Annotated in this window: 14 protein-coding genes; 7 read left to right on the top strand and 7 right to left on the bottom strand. The window is 61.3% G+C overall.

The window, feature by feature from the left end:
• Nucleotides 1–1,533: an acyl-CoA carboxylase subunit beta gene (locus SM764_RS07790; RefSeq protein WP_274828364.1), complete on the bottom strand. Its 1,533-nt coding sequence runs from the start codon at nt 1,531–1,533 to the stop codon at nt 1–3.
• 258 nt (nt 1,534–1,791) lie between these two features.
• Between SM764_RS07790 and SM764_RS07785 the strand changes: the two genes are divergently transcribed.
• The 3 genes from SM764_RS07785 (at nt 1,792) to SM764_RS07775 (ending at nt 5,940) form a co-directional block, all read left to right on the top strand.
• Nucleotides 1,792–3,159: a M10 family metallopeptidase C-terminal domain-containing protein gene (locus SM764_RS07785; protein WP_369001453.1), complete on the top strand. Its 1,368-nt coding sequence runs from the start codon at nt 1,792–1,794 to the stop codon at nt 3,157–3,159.
• A 124-nt stretch (nt 3,160–3,283) separates the two neighbouring features.
• On the top strand, nt 3,284–4,486 hold the full coding sequence (locus SM764_RS07780; protein WP_274835724.1) for a multidrug effflux MFS transporter: 1,203 nt from the start codon (nt 3,284–3,286) through the stop codon (nt 4,484–4,486).
• 65 nt (nt 4,487–4,551) lie between these two features.
• On the top strand, nt 4,552–5,940 hold the full coding sequence (locus SM764_RS07775; RefSeq protein ID WP_065270760.1) for a helix-turn-helix domain-containing protein: 1,389 nt from the start codon (nt 4,552–4,554) through the stop codon (nt 5,938–5,940).
• Nucleotides 5,941–5,995: 55 nt separating this feature from the next.
• Here SM764_RS07775 and SM764_RS07770 read toward each other — a convergent pair whose 3' ends face one another.
• The 4 genes from SM764_RS07770 to betC form a co-directional block, all read right to left on the bottom strand.
• A complete protein-coding gene (locus SM764_RS07770; RefSeq protein WP_274828360.1) occupies nt 5,996–6,238 on the bottom strand; it encodes an HP1242/YdcH family protein in 243 nt (80 codons plus the stop codon).
• A 194-nt stretch (nt 6,239–6,432) separates the two neighbouring features.
• Complete coding sequence (betA, locus tag SM764_RS07765; RefSeq protein ID WP_368947030.1) at nt 6,433–8,088, bottom strand: choline dehydrogenase; 1,656 nt, start codon at nt 8,086–8,088, stop codon at nt 6,433–6,435.
• Nucleotides 8,089–8,197: 109 nt separating this feature from the next.
• Nucleotides 8,198–9,655: a betaine-aldehyde dehydrogenase gene (gene betB, locus SM764_RS07760; protein ID WP_368947029.1), complete on the bottom strand. Its 1,458-nt coding sequence runs from the start codon at nt 9,653–9,655 to the stop codon at nt 8,198–8,200.
• Nucleotides 9,656–9,685: 30 nt separating this feature from the next.
• Nucleotides 9,686–11,194, bottom strand: coding sequence for a choline-sulfatase (gene betC / locus SM764_RS07755; RefSeq protein WP_274832501.1), 1,509 nt, complete (start codon nt 11,192–11,194; stop codon nt 9,686–9,688).
• 219 nt (nt 11,195–11,413) lie between these two features.
• Here betC and betI point away from each other — a divergent pair, with 219 nt between their 5' ends.
• On the top strand, nt 11,414–11,989 hold the full coding sequence (gene betI, locus SM764_RS07750; RefSeq protein WP_065270764.1) for a choline-binding transcriptional repressor BetI: 576 nt from the start codon (nt 11,414–11,416) through the stop codon (nt 11,987–11,989).
• Nucleotides 11,990–12,019: 30 nt separating this feature from the next.
• Here the strand turns inward: betI and SM764_RS07745 are convergent, their stop codons facing one another.
• Together SM764_RS07745 and SM764_RS07740 are read right to left on the bottom strand one after the other, a co-directional pair.
• On the bottom strand, nt 12,020–12,940 hold the full coding sequence (locus SM764_RS07745; RefSeq protein WP_274828356.1) for a DMT family transporter: 921 nt from the start codon (nt 12,938–12,940) through the stop codon (nt 12,020–12,022).
• A 113-nt stretch (nt 12,941–13,053) separates the two neighbouring features.
• On the bottom strand, nt 13,054–13,659 hold the full coding sequence (locus SM764_RS07740; RefSeq protein WP_369001452.1) for a LysE/ArgO family amino acid transporter: 606 nt from the start codon (nt 13,657–13,659) through the stop codon (nt 13,054–13,056).
• Between the two features lie 96 nt (nt 13,660–13,755).
• On the opposite strand from SM764_RS07740, the gene SM764_RS07735 reads away from it, so the two are divergent.
• The 3 genes from SM764_RS07735 to SM764_RS07725 are packed head-to-tail and all read left to right on the top strand — an operon-like array spanning nt 13,756 to nt 16,219.
• Nucleotides 13,756–14,643: a LysR family transcriptional regulator ArgP gene (locus SM764_RS07735; protein ID WP_369001451.1), complete on the top strand. Its 888-nt coding sequence runs from the start codon at nt 13,756–13,758 to the stop codon at nt 14,641–14,643.
• A gap of 21 nt (nt 14,644–14,664) precedes the next feature.
• Nucleotides 14,665–15,357: a nitroreductase family protein gene (locus SM764_RS07730; RefSeq protein ID WP_369001450.1), complete on the top strand. Its 693-nt coding sequence runs from the start codon at nt 14,665–14,667 to the stop codon at nt 15,355–15,357.
• A gap of 13 nt (nt 15,358–15,370) precedes the next feature.
• Entirely contained in the window at nt 15,371–16,219 is an 849-nt protein-coding gene (locus tag SM764_RS07725) for a COG3904 family protein (RefSeq protein WP_368947026.1), read from the top strand.
• Nucleotides 16,220–16,282 lie beyond the last annotated feature (63 nt).

Raw genomic sequence — 16,282 nt, 5'->3', positions numbered from 1 at the left:
TCACAACGGGATGTTGTCGTGTTTCTTCCACGGGTTCTCGAGCTTCTTGTTACGAAGGCTCGCGAAGGCCCGGCTGACCCGCTTGCGGGTGGATTGCGGCATGATCACCTCGTCGATGAAGCCGCGTTCCGCCGCCACAAAGGGATTGGCGAAGCGATCTTCGTAATCCTTGGTGTGGGCCGCGATCTTGTCGGCATCGCCCAGATCGGCGCGGTGAATGATTTCGGTCGCGCCCTTGGCGCCCATCACAGCGATCTCGGCCGTGGGCCATGCGTAGTTGAAATCGCCGCGCAGGTGCTTGGAGGCCATCACGTCATAGGCACCGCCATAGGCCTTGCGAGTGATGACGGTCACTTTTGGAACCGTGGCTTCGCCATAGGCAAACAGCAGCTTGGCACCGTGTTTGATGACACCGCCATATTCCTGCGTGGTGCCCGGCAGGAAGCCCGGCACGTCGACCAGCGTCAGGATCGGGATTTCGAAACAATCGCAGAAGCGCACAAAACGCGCTGCCTTGCGGCTGGAGTCGATGTCGAGGCAACCGGCCAGAACCATAGGCTGGTTGGCGACGACACCCACGGTCTGCCCTTCGAGGCGAATAAACCCTGTGATGATGTTCTTGGCGAAATCTTCCTGGATCTCGTAGAAATCACCTTCGTCCGCGACCTTGGTGATGAGCTCCTTCATGTCGTAAGGCGTGTTCGGGTTTTCCGGGATCAGGGTATCGAGACTCTCCTCGATCCGGCCCGGCTCATCAAAGAAGGGGCGCACCGGCGGCTTTTCGCGGTTGTTGAGCGGCAGGAAATCGACCAGGCGGCGCACTTCGGCCAGTGCTTCGACATCGTTTTCAAAGGCGCCATCGGCAACCGAGGATTTCTTGGTGTGGGTCGAGGCACCACCCAGCTCCTCGGCGGTGACGACCTCATTGGTAACGGTTTTCACCACGTCGGGGCCGGTCACGAACATGTAGGAGCTGTCTTTGACCATGAAGATGAAGTCGGTCATGGCAGGCGAATAGACCGCGCCGCCCGCGCAGGGGCCCATGATAACCGAGATCTGCGGCACCACGCCCGAAGCCATGATATTGCGCTGGAACACCTCGGCATAACCGGCGAGCGAGGCAACGCCTTCCTGAATGCGGGCCCCGCCCGAGTCGTTGATGCCGATCACCGGCGCGCCATTTTGCACGGCCATGTCCATGATCTTGCAGATTTTCTGCGCGTGGGTTTCGCTGAGCGAGCCGCCAAAGACGGTAAAGTCCTGGCTGAAAACATAGACCATACGGCCGTTGATGGTGCCCCAGCCAGTAACAACGCCGTCGCCGGCAGGCTTTTGTTTTTCCATACCAAAATCGGTGCAGCGATGCGCGACGAACATGTCGAACTCTTCAAAGCTGCCCTCGTCCAGCAACAGATCAATCCGTTCGCGCGCTGTTAGCTTGCCGCGTCCATGCTGCGCATCGATCCGCTTTTGCCCACCGCCCAGCCGCGCGGTGTCGCGGCGCTCTTCCAGCTCGGAAAGGATATCTTTCATGGCACAGGTCCCCTATAGATTTCCGGGCGACCATAGCCCGGTGGCAGTCTGGGCCAAAGCCCTTTGTCGCAAATTTGCAAATCGTTTGCATACGCCATAAGCAAATTTGCATATTTAGCAAAATCCTCGGCATTATCCGGCTGCAAACCGCCGGTCATGGCGCACCGCGCGCTAGCGCCTCTTTCCTCAACCCCGACCCGGCAGTAAGCTTCTGATCAGTAACCGTCGATCCCGGTAACCAGTGAGGAAAATGATCAGATGCTGAGCCAAGCGGAAATCATCAAGGCCCTGCAATTCGCCCGCTTTTACGACAGCGATCCGATGAACTCGACTGGCGCTCCGCGGCTCGAGATTACCTATCAATATGCCGGCACGCAGCAGCCGGGTGACCTCCCCACAGACACCACCTACAGCGGCTGGCGGGATTTCACGACCGCCGAGAAGGCCAATCTCGAGACCGCGCTGGCGCATATCGAAAGTTTTTTGAACGTCGAATTTACCGAGGTCAGCGGTGAGGACGATCCGGATATCAACGTCGGCGCAGTCACCCTGTCCGGCAACACCTCGGGCTATGGCGGTTACGGTGTCAGCTTTTTTGACACCACCATTACCGAATGGGACGGCTTCGTAGTCTTTGACGAGAGCCGCGATCTGTCCTCGGCCGATGCAATGAATCTGCTGCTGCACGAACTGGGCCACGCGATGGGCCTGCGGCACACATTCGACCCGGACGCCAACCTGCCGGAGGAATACGACAGCAACCTTTATTCCATCATGTCCTATACAGCTAATCCTATCAACGGGCAGGACAGCGATGCGATGATGCTGTTCGACGTCCTGGCGCTGCAGGACATCTGGGGCTCAGCCGACTACAACACCGGCGACACCCGCTACACCGGATCGCGCACCAATACCGTTGATGCGATCTGGGACAGCGGCGGAGAGGACACCCTTGATGCGAATGGCCGGGCGGATGGCGTTGTCTTTGACTTGCGCGAGGGCAGCTTCTCCAGCTTTGATGCCGAAAGCGACGTGGTGATCACCTTTGGAAGCGAGATCGAGAACGCCACCGGCGGGCTTGGCGATGACCGCATTACCGGTAATGGCGGCAACAACACCCTTCTGGGCGGTGGCGGCAAGGACACGATCTTTGGGCAAAGAGGCAGCGACCTGCTCGAAGGCGGCGCCAGCCGGGATCGCCTGTTTGGCCAGGGTGGGCGCGATGATCTGGAAGGCAACGCAGGACGGGACGTTCTGCGCGGCGGCAGCAGCAAGGATTTCCTGAGCGGAGGCGGACACCGGGACCGGCTGTTCGGCGGCAACGGCAACGATACGCTGAAAGGCAACGGCGGCAACGACATCCTGAACGGTCAGTCCGGCAATGACAGGCTGTTCGGCGGTCGCGGGGATGACAAGTTCGTGTTCAACAACAGCTTCGGCAACGACACGATCAGAGATTTTGCCGATGATTTGGATAGCCTTGAGATCACGGGCCACGGCGATCAGGCAACCCTCCTTGCCGCGGCAAGTGACACGGACAAGGGCGTTTTGTTCGACTTTGGCGCCGACACCCTGTTGGTCAAGGGCATTACGCTGGCCGATATTAGCGACGATATTCTGATCTGACGGCATCGCCACTCGGCACGGGGGCACATCGATGGCCCCGCCCGCGCACAGGGGGTGTGTAATATCACCAATAGACAATTTGTCGCTGCTGCACTAACCCCTTAGCATGACAACTACTCCGCGCATGAACACCTCTCCCCGGGCACCCCGAACGGCGCCCCATATCGGCACGCTCATCCTTCTGGCCGGCATCTCTGCCCTCGCGATGAATGTTTTTCTGCCTTCCCTGCCGGGCATGGCAGTATATTTTGAGGTCGACTACCGGCTGATGCAGCTCTCCGTCGCGCTTTATCTGGCGGTGAACGCGGTGGTACAGATTCTGGTTGGCCCGATTTCGGACAAGATGGGCCGCAGACCTGTGATTCTTGCCAGTATCATCCTGTTCCTGATGGCCACACTCGGCTGCATCTTTGCCCCGAATGCGGAAATTTTTCTGTTCTTCCGAATGGCACAGGCTGCGATTGCCGCCACCATGGTGCTGAGCCGTGCCGCAGTGCGTGACATCTATGACACCGACAAGGCTGCCAGCATGATCGGCTATGTCACCATGGGCATGGCTGTGGTCCCGATGATCAGCCCCGCGATCGGCGGGATTCTGGACCAGATCTTTGGCTGGCAGGCCAACTTCTGGCTGCTGGTGGTGCTGGCACTGGGCACCTACGCGCTAACCTATTTCGATTTTGGGGAAACCGCGCAGAAAAGCGGCAAAACCCTGCTTGCGCAGTTCAAGGAATACCCCGAACTGTTCCGCTCGCCGCGCTTCTGGGGTTATTCGCTGGCCTCTGGACTGGCCTCCGGCGCCTTCTTTGCCTACCTCGGCGGCGCACCCTTTGTCGGCACACAGGTCTATGGCCTTGACCCGGCGACGCTCGGCATCTGTTTTGCCGCGCCCGCAGTCGGGTACTTCCTGGGGAACTTTGTTTCCGGGCGCTTTTCCATGGCCTTCGGCGTCAACCGTATGGTGCTCTGGGGCTGTATCATCAACGGGGTCGGCGTTGCTATCTCTCTAGGGATCGCGCTGGCCGGGCTGGACAGTCTTTATACCTTCTTCGGCTTCATGACTTGCGTCGGCCTCGGCAATGGCATGGCGATCCCGAATGCCACTGCGGGCGCGATTTCCGTGCGCCCGCACCTGGCCGGGTCTGCCTCGGGCCTTAGCGGTGCCATCATGATTGGCGGCGGTGCAGGCCTGAGCGCGATGGCGGGCTGGGTTCTGGTACCCGGCGCCACAGCCGTGCCGCTGCTTGCTATCATGTTTGTCACAGCCGTGCTGGGGCTTCTGGCCATCATCCTCGTAATCCAGCGGGAAAAATCTCTGCAGCTCTAGCGCCTTGCCCCACCGGGTTTGCAATTATACACTGAACGTGGAGATGATTTGCAAAGGTAGACCCGATGGCCACCCAAAAGCTTTATGCCGGAGCCAAGCTGCGCGAGATGCGGACACGGCTTGAGCTGACGCAAAAGGATTTTGCCGCCAAGCTGGGTGTCTCCCTGCCCTATCTCAACCAGATGGAGAACAACAACCGTCCGGTGTCGACCACCGTGGTGCTGGCTCTGGCGCAGGAGTTCGGCATGGATGTCACCGAGCTGAGCACCGGTGACAGCGAGCGCCTGGTCAGCGACATGCGTGAGGCGATGGCGGACCCGGTTTTTGCCGATGACCCGCCGCCTTTGGCCGATCTGCGCCTGACCGCATCGAACGCCCCGGCACTGGCGCGCGCGTTTCTGACGCTGCACCGGGCCTACCGGCAGACCCACGAGCGGCTTGCCTCTCTTGATGAAGCGCTGGGGCGCGAGGATGCCCGTATACAGGCCAGCCCCTGGGAGGAAGTGCGCGATTTCTTCCATTATTGCGACAACTACATCGACGCGGTGGACCGGGCGGCAGAACGTTTTGCCGGCGCGGCAGACGTGCGCGCTGCGGCTCTGTCTGCGCTGGAAAACGCCGGGATCACGGTTCAGATGACGGATATGACCGGGCTGCGCAGCTACGACGCCGAGAGCCGCACCTTAAGGCTCTCAAACCGCAGCGCCCCCTCTACTCAGGTATTTCAGCTGCTGCTGCAGGTGGCGCTGCTCAGCCAGGACAGCCTGCTGGAGGCGACGCTGGATTTTGCCCGCTTCCAGACCAGCGAAGCCCGCGCCATCGCCAAGATCGGCCTCGCCAATTATTTCGCGGGCGCCGCCCTGATGCCCTATGGCCGGTTCCTCGCCGCTGCGCAGGAGACCCGCCACGATCTGGAGCGACTGGCCACCCATTTTGGCGCCTCGATCGAACAGGTCGCGCACCGGCTATCGACCCTGCAACGGCCGGGCGCCAAGGGGATTCCCTTTTTCTTTGTCCGAGTGGATCAGGCCGGCACCATCACCAAACGCCATTCTGCGACAAGGCTGCAATTTGCCCGCTTTGGCGGTGCCTGCCCACTGTGGAACGTGCACCGGGCCTTTGAAACGCCGGGCCGGTTCCTGCGCCAGCTGGCCGAAACCCCGGATGGGGTACGCTACCTGTCGCTGGCCCATGACGTATCCAAACCGGGGGGCTCCTTCGGCTCTCCGGTACGGCGCTATGCCATCTCCCTGGGCTGCGAGGTGCGCCATGCCGATGCGCTGATCTATGCGGATACGCTGGATGTGAACAACGCCTCGGCCTATGAGCCGATCGGCATTTCCTGCCGCATCTGCGAACGCAAGGACTGCCATCAACGGTCTGTTCCACCGCTGGAGCGCCGTCTTAGCATCAATGCCGATGCGCGTGGCGTACTGCCCTACGAGGTCAGCTGACACAAAATGGGGCCCGCATTGCGGACCCCGGAACTATTTACCAACGCTCTGTGCTTCAGGCCTTTTCGGACAGAAGGCTCCAGATTTCGTCCTTGAGTGCGGCACGTTTCTTGCGCATCTCAACCTCGGCCAACTCCTCGACCGGCTCCACATTGGTTTCGGCACGGTGTACGGCGCGGTTCACCTCGTGATACTCATCCGCAAGCTTGGCGAAATGAGCATCGGATTGTTTCAACTGGCTGATCAGCTCCGCCTTGTCGGGGAATTCCTGGGCCAGTTCATGAGGCGTGTTGGACATCTGTTCGCTCCTTTATCTGTATTGTTTGACAGGACATTAGATGCTGGTTTGAAGCCTCACTTTGACCGGGATCAAATCAAAGGCCCGCAAGCAACATTTCTGCTGCGCTTTAAAAAGAGGTGCATCAGATCCAACAAAAAACCGCCCCGCTGCGTGGTGCAGGGGGCGGCCTTATCAAACAGAAATTGAGGGGCTTACCTCTGTGCGGCTTGCCAGCCCGGATGGAACCAGGGTTCGGCATTTGAAGACGGCAGGCGGCGCCCCAGAATGTGATCTGCGGCCTTTTCGCCGGTCATGATCGACGGGCCGTTGAGGTTGCCATTGGTAATGCGCGGGAAGATCGAGCTGTCCGCCACCCGCAGGCCATCGACGCCGATGACGCGGCATTCGGGATCCACAACCGCCATCGGATCATCCTCTGCTCCCATCTTGCAAGTGCCACAGGGGTGATAGGCGCTTTCGGCATGCTCGCGGATGAAACTGTCGATCTCATCGTCGCTCTGCAGTTCATTGCCGGGCTGGATCTCATGCTTGACGAAAGGTTTGAAGGCGTCCTGCGAAAAGATCTCCCGTGTCAGGCGGATGCATTTGCGGAAATCCTCCCAATCCTGCTCGGTGCTCATGTAGTTGAACAGGATCTTCGGCGCCGCCTTGGGATCAGAGGAACGCAGGCTGACATTCCCGCGCGAGGGTGATCGCATGGGGCCGACGTGAGCCTGGAACCCATGTCCTTCGGCGGCCGCCTGTCCATCATAGCGCACCGCCATCGGCAGGAAGTGGTACTGGATATCCGGATACTCCACCCCCTTGTCCGAGCGGATGAAAGCCGCGCTTTCGAATTGGTTGGAGGCGCCCAGACCTGTCTTGGTGAACAGCCACTGCGCCCCGACCAGTCCTTTGCCCAGGAGATTCCAGTATTTGTAAAGTGTGATCGGCTGACTGCAGGCCATCTGCATGTAGACCTCAAGGTGGTCCTGAAGGTTCCGCCCCACGCCCGGACGATCCGCCACCACGTCAATCCCGTGTTCGGCCAGATGGGCCGCCGGCCCGATGCCGGACAGCATCAGCAGTTTCGGCGAGTTCAGCGAGGACGCCGAGACGATCACCTCCCGGTTTGCCCGGATCACCTCGACCTTGCCGCCGCGCTCCACCTCGACCCCGGTGGCACGCCCCTCTTCGATCACGATGCGGCGCGCCAGGGCGCGGATGACATCGCAGGTGTCGCGCTTCAGGGCCGGCCTAAGATAGGCATTGGCCGCTGACCAACGCCGTCCCTTCCAGACGGTCATTTCCATCGGGCCAAAGCCTTCCTGCTGCCGACCGTTATAGTCGCCCGTCACCGGGTAGCCGGCCTGGCGCCCAGCCTCGACAAAGGCATCGTGCAGGGGATTGTCGCGCGGGCCGCGGCTGATGTGCAACGGACCATCGGTGCCGCGCCAGTCGGGATCGCCGCCGTGGCCCCCATCGTGCCAGGTTTCCATCCGTTTGAAATAGGGCAGCACATCCGCATAGGACCAACCCCGGGCGCCGCTTTCGGCCCAGTGGTTGTAATCGCCGGCATGGCCGCGCACATAGACCATCCCGTTGATCGAGGAAGAGCCTCCGATCACCTTGCCACGCGGGCAGACCAATTCGCGCCCGCCCAGATGCTGTTCCGGCTCGGATTTATAGCCCCAGTCATAAAGCGACATGTTCATCGGATAGGACAGCGCCGCAGGCATCTGGATAAAGGGCCCCATATCGGTGCCCCCATGCTCGATCACCAGCACCCTGTGCCCGGCCTCGCTCAGCCGGTAGGCCAGCGCACAACCAGCAGATCCGGCGCCCACAATCACATAATCAGCGTTCATCGCATTTCTCCGTCACCGGTCAACGACCCGTCCAAACCTGGCCTACCCTCTGCCCCGGTTGCCCTTCCGGGCGACGGGGCGGGTGGGTGGGCGTTGACCGGAAGGGCAATCAGAAGGCCGCTTCGACATCGCCCATGCGCACATAGACGGATTTGACCTGGCTGAAGTGTTTGATGGCTTCCTTGGAGTTCTCGCGCCCCACACCGCTGGCCTTGACCCCGCCAAAGGGCGCCTCGACCGGCGCGTCGTTGTAGGAGTTGATAAAGCAGCTGCCCGCCTCCAGCGCCCCGATCACCCGGTGAGCCCGAGTGAAGTCACGAGTAAAGACACCTGCGGAGAGACCGAATTCCGTCGCGTTGGCGCGTTGGATCACCTCTTCCTCGGTTTCGAAATCCAGAACCGACATCACCGGACCAAAGATCTCCTCGCGCGCGATCACCATATCGTCCGTCACATCGGCAAAGACGGTCGGCGCAATGAAATAGCCGGGTCGGTCCACACGTTCGCCGCCGCAGATCAGGCGCGCGCCCTCGGCCTTACCCTTTTCGATATAACCCAGAACGATCTCCATCTGCCGTTCTGACACCATGGGGCCAAAGTTGACCGCCTCGTCCTGCGGATCTCCCAGAACCGCGCCTTTGGTCCGCTCGGCCAACCGCGCGAGGAACTTCTCCTTGATGCCCTTTTGCACAAAGACCCGGGTGCCGTTCGAGCAAACCTGCCCGGAAGAATAGAAGTTGCCGTTGATCGCACCGCCAACCGCGTTTTCAATATCGGCATCGTCAAAAATGACCAGAGGCGACTTGCCGCCCAGCTCCATGGTGACGTGCTTCATGTCGGCCGCGGCGGCAGCGTAGACCTTTTTGCCAGTCGGTACCGATCCGGTCAGCGACACCTTGTCGACGCGCGGGTCGGCAACCAAGGCTCCGCCAACTTCGCCCATGCCCTGAACCACGTTGAACACCCCGGCAGGTAGGCCCGCCTCGTGCAGGATCTCGGCAACCTTCAGGGCGCAAAGCGTCGTCGTCTCGGAAGGTTTGAACACCATGGCATTGCCACAGGCCAGCGCCGGCGCCGCCTTCCAGCAGGCGATCTGCGTGGGATAGTTCCAGGCGCCGATCCCGACGCACAGCCCCAAGGGTTCGCGCACGGTATAGACCCAGTCCTCGCCCAGCGGGATATGCTCGCCAGTCAGGCTGGCAGCCAGACCACCAAAATACTCCAGCGCATCTGCGCCAGAGGTCGCATCCGCCACCAGCGTTTCCTGCAAGGGCTTACCGGTGTCATAGGTTTCCAGCACCGACAGCTCGTGATTGCGTTCGCGCATGATGTCGGCGGCGCGGCGCAGGATACGGCCGCGCTCGGTACCCGTCATCTGCGCCCAGGCCTTTTGCGCCGCCTGGGCCGAAGCGAGCGCCTCTTCGACGATCTCGGGCGTCGCGGCATGCACGGTGGCGATCTCTTCGCCGGTGGCCGCATAGATCACCGGAATGGCGGTCCCAGCGGTGTTTTCGACATAGGCGCCATTGATGAAATGGCTGGCCTTGGGGGCTGCGGGATGGGTCATGATATAGGCCTGTCCAGTCTTGAAATTGGGTTATTCGCCGCGCGGGAAGCGGGCGTTTTCCTCAACCACATTGAGATCCATGTGGTTGCGCATGTAACGTTCCGAAGCCTTTTGCAGCGGCTGGTAGTCCCAGGGGTAATAACCGCCCTGGCGCAGCGCTTCGTAGACGATCCAGCGGCGCGCCTGGCTAGCGCGCACCTCGGCGTCGAACTGTTCCAGGTTCCAGCGCGCTTCGGATTTTGCCCGCAGAGTTTGCAGGGTGCCCGCATGGTCGGGGTGATCCGCCAGATTGGTCAGTTCCTTCGGGTCGGCCTCCAGATCAAACAGCTGATCAGGGTCGAGCGCGCAGCGGTTGTACTTCCACTTGCCATAGCGCAGCGACACCAGCGGCGCATAGGACGCCTCGGCTGCGTATTCGATGGTCACCGGTGCACTGCGTTCTTCGCCCTTGGCCAGCGGCACAAGGTTCTCGCCGTCGGTCCAGGGGGCGATCTCCTCCATCGACACCCCGGCCAGAACACCCAGCGTCGGGGTGACATCCAGTGTCGACACCGGCGCATCGATACGCCCGGCGGGCAGATCCGGGGCCGAGATCATCAGCGGCACGCGCGAAGAGCCTTCAAAGAAGCTCATCTTGAACCAAAGTCCGCGCTCTCCCAGCATGTCGCCGTGATCGGAAACGAACAGAATGATCGCCTCCTGACGGGTGGTTTCCAGCACCTCAAGGATCTCACCGATCTTGTCATCCAGATATGAGATATTGGCGAAATAGGCACGGCGCGAGCGGCGGATGTCTTCTTCGGTGATGTCGAAGCTGCGCCAGTCGTTGGCGTCAAAGATGCGCTTGGAATGGGCGTCGTGGTCCTCATACTCCATCGCCGGAACCTCGGGCAGCAGATGCTCGCAATCCTCATAAAGGTCCCAGTATTTCTTGCGCGCGACATAGGGGTCGTGCGGGTGGGTAAAGGACACCGTCATCGCCCAGGGACGGTCATCCTTGCCCCGCGCCAGATCGTAAAGCTTGGCCTTGGCGTGATAGGCGACCTCGTCGTCGTATTCCATCTGGTTGGAGATTTCCGCGACGCCTGCCCCGGTCACCGAGCCCATATTGTGATACCACCAGTCGATCCGCTCGCCCGGCTTGCGGTAATCCGGCGTCCAGCCGAAATCGGCCGGGTAGATATCCGTGGTCAGGCGCTCCTCGAACCCGTGCAGCTGGTCAGGGCCGACAAAATGCATCTTACCGCTGAGGCAGGTGTAATAGCCCGCACGGCGCAGGTGGTGCGCGTAGGTCGGGATATCGCTGCGGAATTCGGCGGCGTTGTCATAAACGCCAGTGCGCGAGGGCAATTGCCCGGACATAAAGCTGGCCCGCCCCGGTGCACAAAGCGGCGAAGCGGTATAGGCATTGGCAAAACGCGTCGAGCGCGCCGCCAGTTTCTTCAGGTTGGGCGCATGCAGCCAGTCCACCGGACCATCCGGAAACAACGTCCCGTTCAACTGGTCCACCATCAGGATCAGAATATTGGGTGCAGTCATGCGCCTCTCCTGTTTCATTTTGTGCTGAGCTCCGGCCAATCCGGAAAACGGCAGCTGTTGCTGCGGGTCCTGCCACGCGCGATCTGCACGGCACCCCGGTTCTGTTCTGCCCTACCACGACTTGCCGGTAAGCCAAACAGTTTTTTGTACCGCCATACAAGTTATTGAAGCCACATAACATCGCTTGTATCCGGCGCGCATGTAACGCAAAACTGCGTTATGGGACGAAAACGCATCCGAGATATCCGCAACGAAGAGCTGATCGAAGCCACCATCGTTGCCGTGCACAAGCGCGGTTATGGTGTTGTGACCATGGCCGAAATCGCCGCTGAAGCCGGAGCCTCGGCGGCGTCGATCAACTATTATTTCGGCTCCAAGGAAGGGCTGATGGAAGCCACGATGCGGCATCTGTTGCGCAAGCTGCGGACCGCCATGGTCGAAGGCTACGCCACCGCGCGCACGCCGAAAGAACGGCTATACGCGGTGATGGATGCGAACTTTTCCGACAATCTGTTCACCGTGACGCAATGCAGCCTGTGGATGCAGTTCTGGGCCAATGCGCCCTACTCGCCGCGTCTGTCGCGGCTGCACCGCATCAACAGGACCCGGGTGCGCAGCCATTTCCTGGCCGAGCTGAGGCATCTTCTGCCCGAGGCAGAGATTGAGACCGCGCGGCAGGCCCTGCAGTGCTATATGGACGGTGTCTGGCTGCAGACCGCGCAGTCCGAAGGCCCGGTCGATCCCGAAGCCGCACGGCGCGCGGCGCACCGTGTCGTGGATCTGGCCCTGTCATAAGACCGGCCCAACTGCATACAGGCAGGACCTTCAGACCTTGGTCGCAGGCACCGGCGGTGTGATGGCGCGACGCTTCAGCACCGCCTCGCGCCAGGTGATGAAACTGATTGCTCCAAGGATCAGCGCGCCGCCCGAGACCACCCAGATATCGATCGCCTCGTCAAACACCAGCGCGCCCAGAAGCGTCGCCCAGATCAGCTGCAGGAAGGTCACCGGCTGCGTCACCGCAACCGGCGCCGCCGAGAAGGCAAGCGTCATCGTGTAGTGCCCCGCCGTGGCGAAACAGGCCACCGCAAAGAGAATGCCAAGCTCGGCCAGTGTCGGGGTCACCCAGACCGCCGCCGCAAAGGGCGCCAGCCCCGCCGTCACCCAAAGCGACAGCATGGCTACCACCACAACCGGATTGGTGCCGTCCACGGTGAATTTGGCCAAGAGGTAAGAACCACCGAACACCACCGCCGCTGCCAGCATCGCGATATGCCCGGGGGAGATTTCCCGAAACCCCGGCCGCAGGATGATCAGCGCACCAATCAAAGCCGCGATGATCGCCGCGATCCGGCGCAGGGCCAGTTTTTCCCCCAGAAACACAGCCGCCCCGATGGTGACATAGACCGGCGCCAGGTAATTCATCGCCGTGACCTCGGCCAGCGGGATCTGTGTCATGGAAAAAAACCACAGCATCACCCCAAGCGTATGCAGAACGCCGCGTCCAGCAAACAGTCCCCACAGCTTGGGCGTCAGCTTGGCCTGACGCAGCGCGCCAATCATCGGGATCAGGAACACCAGCCCCAGAAGGTATCTGAGGAAGGCGGATTCGGCAGGGGGGATCCGACCGCCCAGGTATTTGACCAATGCGGTAACCGCGACAAAGTTCAGCCCGGTCACCAGCATCCAGAAAATGCCCATCACGGGATTAGTGTCCCGGTCTTTTGTCTGCTGCGCATCACTCATGACGCCAGACAGAACACCCAAACGGCAAAGGGTACAACCCTGAACATGGCAATTATTTTCGGCATCCGCCTTTGGCCACGCAGCACTCTGCGCCGCCCCGTGCCTGACGCAACTCAGATCATCAACAGGTTCGCCGCAATGGCCCACATTGTCAGCCCGACAACCGCCTCAAGCACCTGCCAGGACCGGGGCTTGGCAAACACAGGCGCCAGCAGACCCGCGCCATATCCAAGTGAAAAGAAGAACGTGAAACTTGCCAAAACGGCCCCAAGGCCAAAGATCAGCGGCGCCGGATCCTGCGCCGAGATCGTGCCCAAGAGAACCACCGTATCGAGATAGACATGCGGGTTGAGCCAGGTCAGCGCCAGCACCGTCGCCAGAACCGGCAGCAGCGGCGCGCTCTGATTGCCCTGCCCCGCCGCATCCAGCACGGCGCCGCCGCGCCAGGCCGCCAGCAGACTGCGCGCGCCATACCAGATCAGGAAAGCAGCCCCGCCAAAGCGCATGATGGTCTCGATCCCCGGCAGCGCCTGCGTCAGCGATCCGAACCCCAGAACCCCGGCATAGATCAGTACCGCATCCGAGCCTGCACAGGTCAGGCAGATCCAGAATACATGCTGCCGCCGCAGCCCTTGCCGCAGCACAAATGCGTTCTGCGCTCCAATCGCAAGGATCAGGCTAAAGCCAAGGGCAAATCCGGAAACAAGGCTGGCTGACATGCGGGGCGTCTTTCTTCTGGAACTCTTCGCGCTTTGACTATGCGCCGCAGCCGGGATAATCCAATTAATTATGATAACCCAGATTAAGCACAACTAATGCAACTCGACCCCAATCACCTTTCTGCGCTCCGGGCCGTTTTACACCATGGCTCGTTCGAGGCTGCGGCGCATGCCCTTGGGGTGACGCCCTCGGCCATTTCACAGCGGATCAAGGCGCTGGAGGACCGTACCGGCATCGCACTGGTCCTGCGCGGTGTGCCCTGCACCGGCACGGCAGCGGGGCTGCGGATTGCCAAACATGCCGAGGATATCGGCCTTCTTGAGGCGCAGCTGGCGCGGGAGCTGGCGCTGGAAAACGGCGCGGCCCCGGTGCGGCTGCGCATCGCGGTCAATGCCGACAGCCTTGCCAGCTGGTTCATCGACGCAATGGCGGGAACAGATGGCGTGCTGTTCGACCTTCTGGTGGACGATCAGGATCACAGCGCCGACTGGCTGAAGCGCGGCGAGGTCTCAGCCGCGGTCACCGCCAGCACCCGGCCCGTGCCCGGGTTCGATGCCTACCCGCTCGGCACGCTGGACTATGCGGCAACCGCCAGCCCGGACTTCATGGCGCGCTGGTTTCCAGACGGCGTCACGCCAGAGGCCGCTGCCGATGCGCCCTGCATGATCTTCAACGCAAAGGACAGGCTGCAGCAGCAGTGGCTGGAGCGGAACGTGGCACCCCGGTTGTCGCCGCCCGCGCACTACCTGCCCTCTACCCAGGCTTTTATCGAAGCCGCAGCTGCCGGTCTCGGCTGGGGCATGAACCCGCTTTCCATCATCGGGGAAGAGCTGCACAGCGGCCGTCTGGTGCCACTCATCCCCGACACAATCCTGCCGGTTCCGCTCACGTGGCAGGTGGCGCGAGTGATGGCGCCTGCCCTTGCAGAGGTCACCCGGTCTGTGCAGACATCAGCGCGACGGCATTTGACCCAAGACCGTTAAGACCAATCGGAAAGACCCCTCATGTTTTCACAAGACTCTCTCAGCTATGATCCGCTGCCATTGCCCGACCGGGCCGCGTACACGGATGCGCAGATGCAGGAAAAGGCGACTGAGTTTCTCGCCCATATGCAGCGGCGCCACACGGTGCGCGATTTCACAGATCGGCCAGTGCGCCGACAGGTGATCGAGGACTGCATCCGGGCGGCGGGCACCGCACCATCGGGCGCCAACCACCAGCCCTGGTTCTTTGCGGCCGTTTCGAACCCGGAATTGAAGGCCCGGATCCGCGCCGAGGCTGAGGAAGAAGAACGCAAGTTCTATGCAGGTGGCGCTGGCGATGAATGGATCAAGGCGCTGGAGCCGATCGGCACCAATGAAGACAAACCGCATCTGACCATCGCGCCCTGGCTGATCGTGGCCTTCGCCCAGCGCTGGGGCGAGTTTGCGGACGGCACCCGTTACAAGAACTACTACGTACCCGAAAGCGTGAACATTGCCACCGGCGTTTTGCTGACGGCGCTGCATACCGCTGGACTGGTCAGCCTGACCCACACGCCGAACCCGATGAAGTTCCTCAATGGCGCCCTGGGTCGCCCGACCTCGGAAAAGCCTACGATGATCATCGCTGTAGGCCATCCGGCAGAAAATGCTATGGTTCCCTCAGTCGCCAAGTTCAAAAAACCTCTGGAGGAGATTTGCCAGGTCTTCGAATGACAGAAAGCCCGGTGTGACACCCGGGCCAGTCTCTCTGCGGCGCAGCCTTGGCCTGCACGTGGTTCTGCCACGGGCCGGGGTTCTGCTGGTCTGGCTGGCCCTCAATCATTTCTTCTGGCTGCCCGTGTCACTGGCCTGGGGGCTGATCGCGGCGGATGGGGTGTTGCTGGCGTGGCAAAGCCGCGATTTGCTGCGCAGCACCGATGGACACATCCGCAGCACCGGGTCAATGGCGCCGGTCTGGGGCAGCTATCTGGTTCTATTGTTTGCAGGATTTGCGACACTGACGCAGTGGTGGGGCGCCTTGCTGACCGCCGGACAGGTGGAGACTCTGCCCTATGCCAAGCAGCAGGAACAGGCGCGCCAGCAGCTCTATAGTCTGACCCTGTCCGATGATGGCCGCACGCTGATCTTTACAGGCGAAATCACCCACGGGCTGACCCGGCGCATAGCAGCAACGCTGGACGCGGCGCCAGAGGTCCGCTCTCTGCATCTGACCGGCCCCGGCGGGCTGATCTACGAGGCGCGCGGCGTGGCCAAGCTGATCCGGACCCGTGGCCTTGATACCCAGGCTGCCGACCTCTGTGCCTCTGCCTGCACAGTGATCTTTGCCGCTGGGCAGGAGCGCCTCCTCGCCCCCAAGGGACAGCTCGGATTTCACGGCTATGCACTGATGTTCGAAGGCGGGCTGCCGCAACTGGACCTGAAGAAAGAGCAGGAGAAGGACCTGTCCTTTTTCCTGCAGCAGGGCATCAGCGAAGGGTTTGTGCAGAGGGTCTTTGAGGTGGCCAACTCCGACCTTTGGATACCGGAGCACGCGGAACTGCGCGCCGCGGGCGTGATCACCGCCGGGGCCGACTGAAAAGCTCAAAACGCCACAATTGCGGTGCCTTTTACGGTGCTGACACGTTACAGGCCGGTTTTT

This window comes from Pseudophaeobacter sp. 1A16562 (genome assembly GCF_041008785.1).
GTDB lineage: Bacteria > Pseudomonadota > Alphaproteobacteria > Rhodobacterales > Rhodobacteraceae > Phycobacter > Phycobacter gallaeciensis_A.
This window is presented reverse-complemented; position numbering and strand designations above follow the sequence as displayed.

What these genes read in the sequence shown, in the direction of transcription:
- SM764_RS07790 (WP_274828364.1), bottom strand. Translation starts at nt 1,533, where the DNA reads ATGAAAGATATCCTTTCCGAGCTGGAAGAGCGCCGCGACACCGCGCGG.
- SM764_RS07785 (WP_369001453.1), top strand. Translation starts at nt 1,792, where the DNA reads ATGCTGAGCCAAGCGGAAATCATCAAGGCCCTGCAATTCGCCCGCTTT.
- SM764_RS07780 (WP_274835724.1), top strand. Translation starts at nt 3,284, where the DNA reads ATGAACACCTCTCCCCGGGCACCCCGAACGGCGCCCCATATCGGCACG.
- SM764_RS07775 (WP_065270760.1), top strand. Translation starts at nt 4,552, where the DNA reads ATGGCCACCCAAAAGCTTTATGCCGGAGCCAAGCTGCGCGAGATGCGG.
- SM764_RS07770 (WP_274828360.1), bottom strand. Translation starts at nt 6,238, where the DNA reads ATGTCCAACACGCCTCATGAACTGGCCCAGGAATTCCCCGACAAGGCG.
- betA (WP_368947030.1), bottom strand. Translation starts at nt 8,088, where the DNA reads ATGAACGCTGATTATGTGATTGTGGGCGCCGGATCTGCTGGTTGTGCG.
- betB (WP_368947029.1), bottom strand. Translation starts at nt 9,655, where the DNA reads ATGACCCATCCCGCAGCCCCCAAGGCCAGCCATTTCATCAATGGCGCC.
- betC (WP_274832501.1), bottom strand. Translation starts at nt 11,194, where the DNA reads ATGACTGCACCCAATATTCTGATCCTGATGGTGGACCAGTTGAACGGG.
- betI (WP_065270764.1), top strand. Translation starts at nt 11,414, where the DNA reads ATGGGACGAAAACGCATCCGAGATATCCGCAACGAAGAGCTGATCGAA.
- SM764_RS07745 (WP_274828356.1), bottom strand. Translation starts at nt 12,940, where the DNA reads ATGAGTGATGCGCAGCAGACAAAAGACCGGGACACTAATCCCGTGATG.
- SM764_RS07740 (WP_369001452.1), bottom strand. Translation starts at nt 13,659, where the DNA reads ATGTCAGCCAGCCTTGTTTCCGGATTTGCCCTTGGCTTTAGCCTGATC.
- SM764_RS07735 (WP_369001451.1), top strand. Translation starts at nt 13,756, where the DNA reads ATGCAACTCGACCCCAATCACCTTTCTGCGCTCCGGGCCGTTTTACAC.
- SM764_RS07730 (WP_369001450.1), top strand. Translation starts at nt 14,665, where the DNA reads ATGTTTTCACAAGACTCTCTCAGCTATGATCCGCTGCCATTGCCCGAC.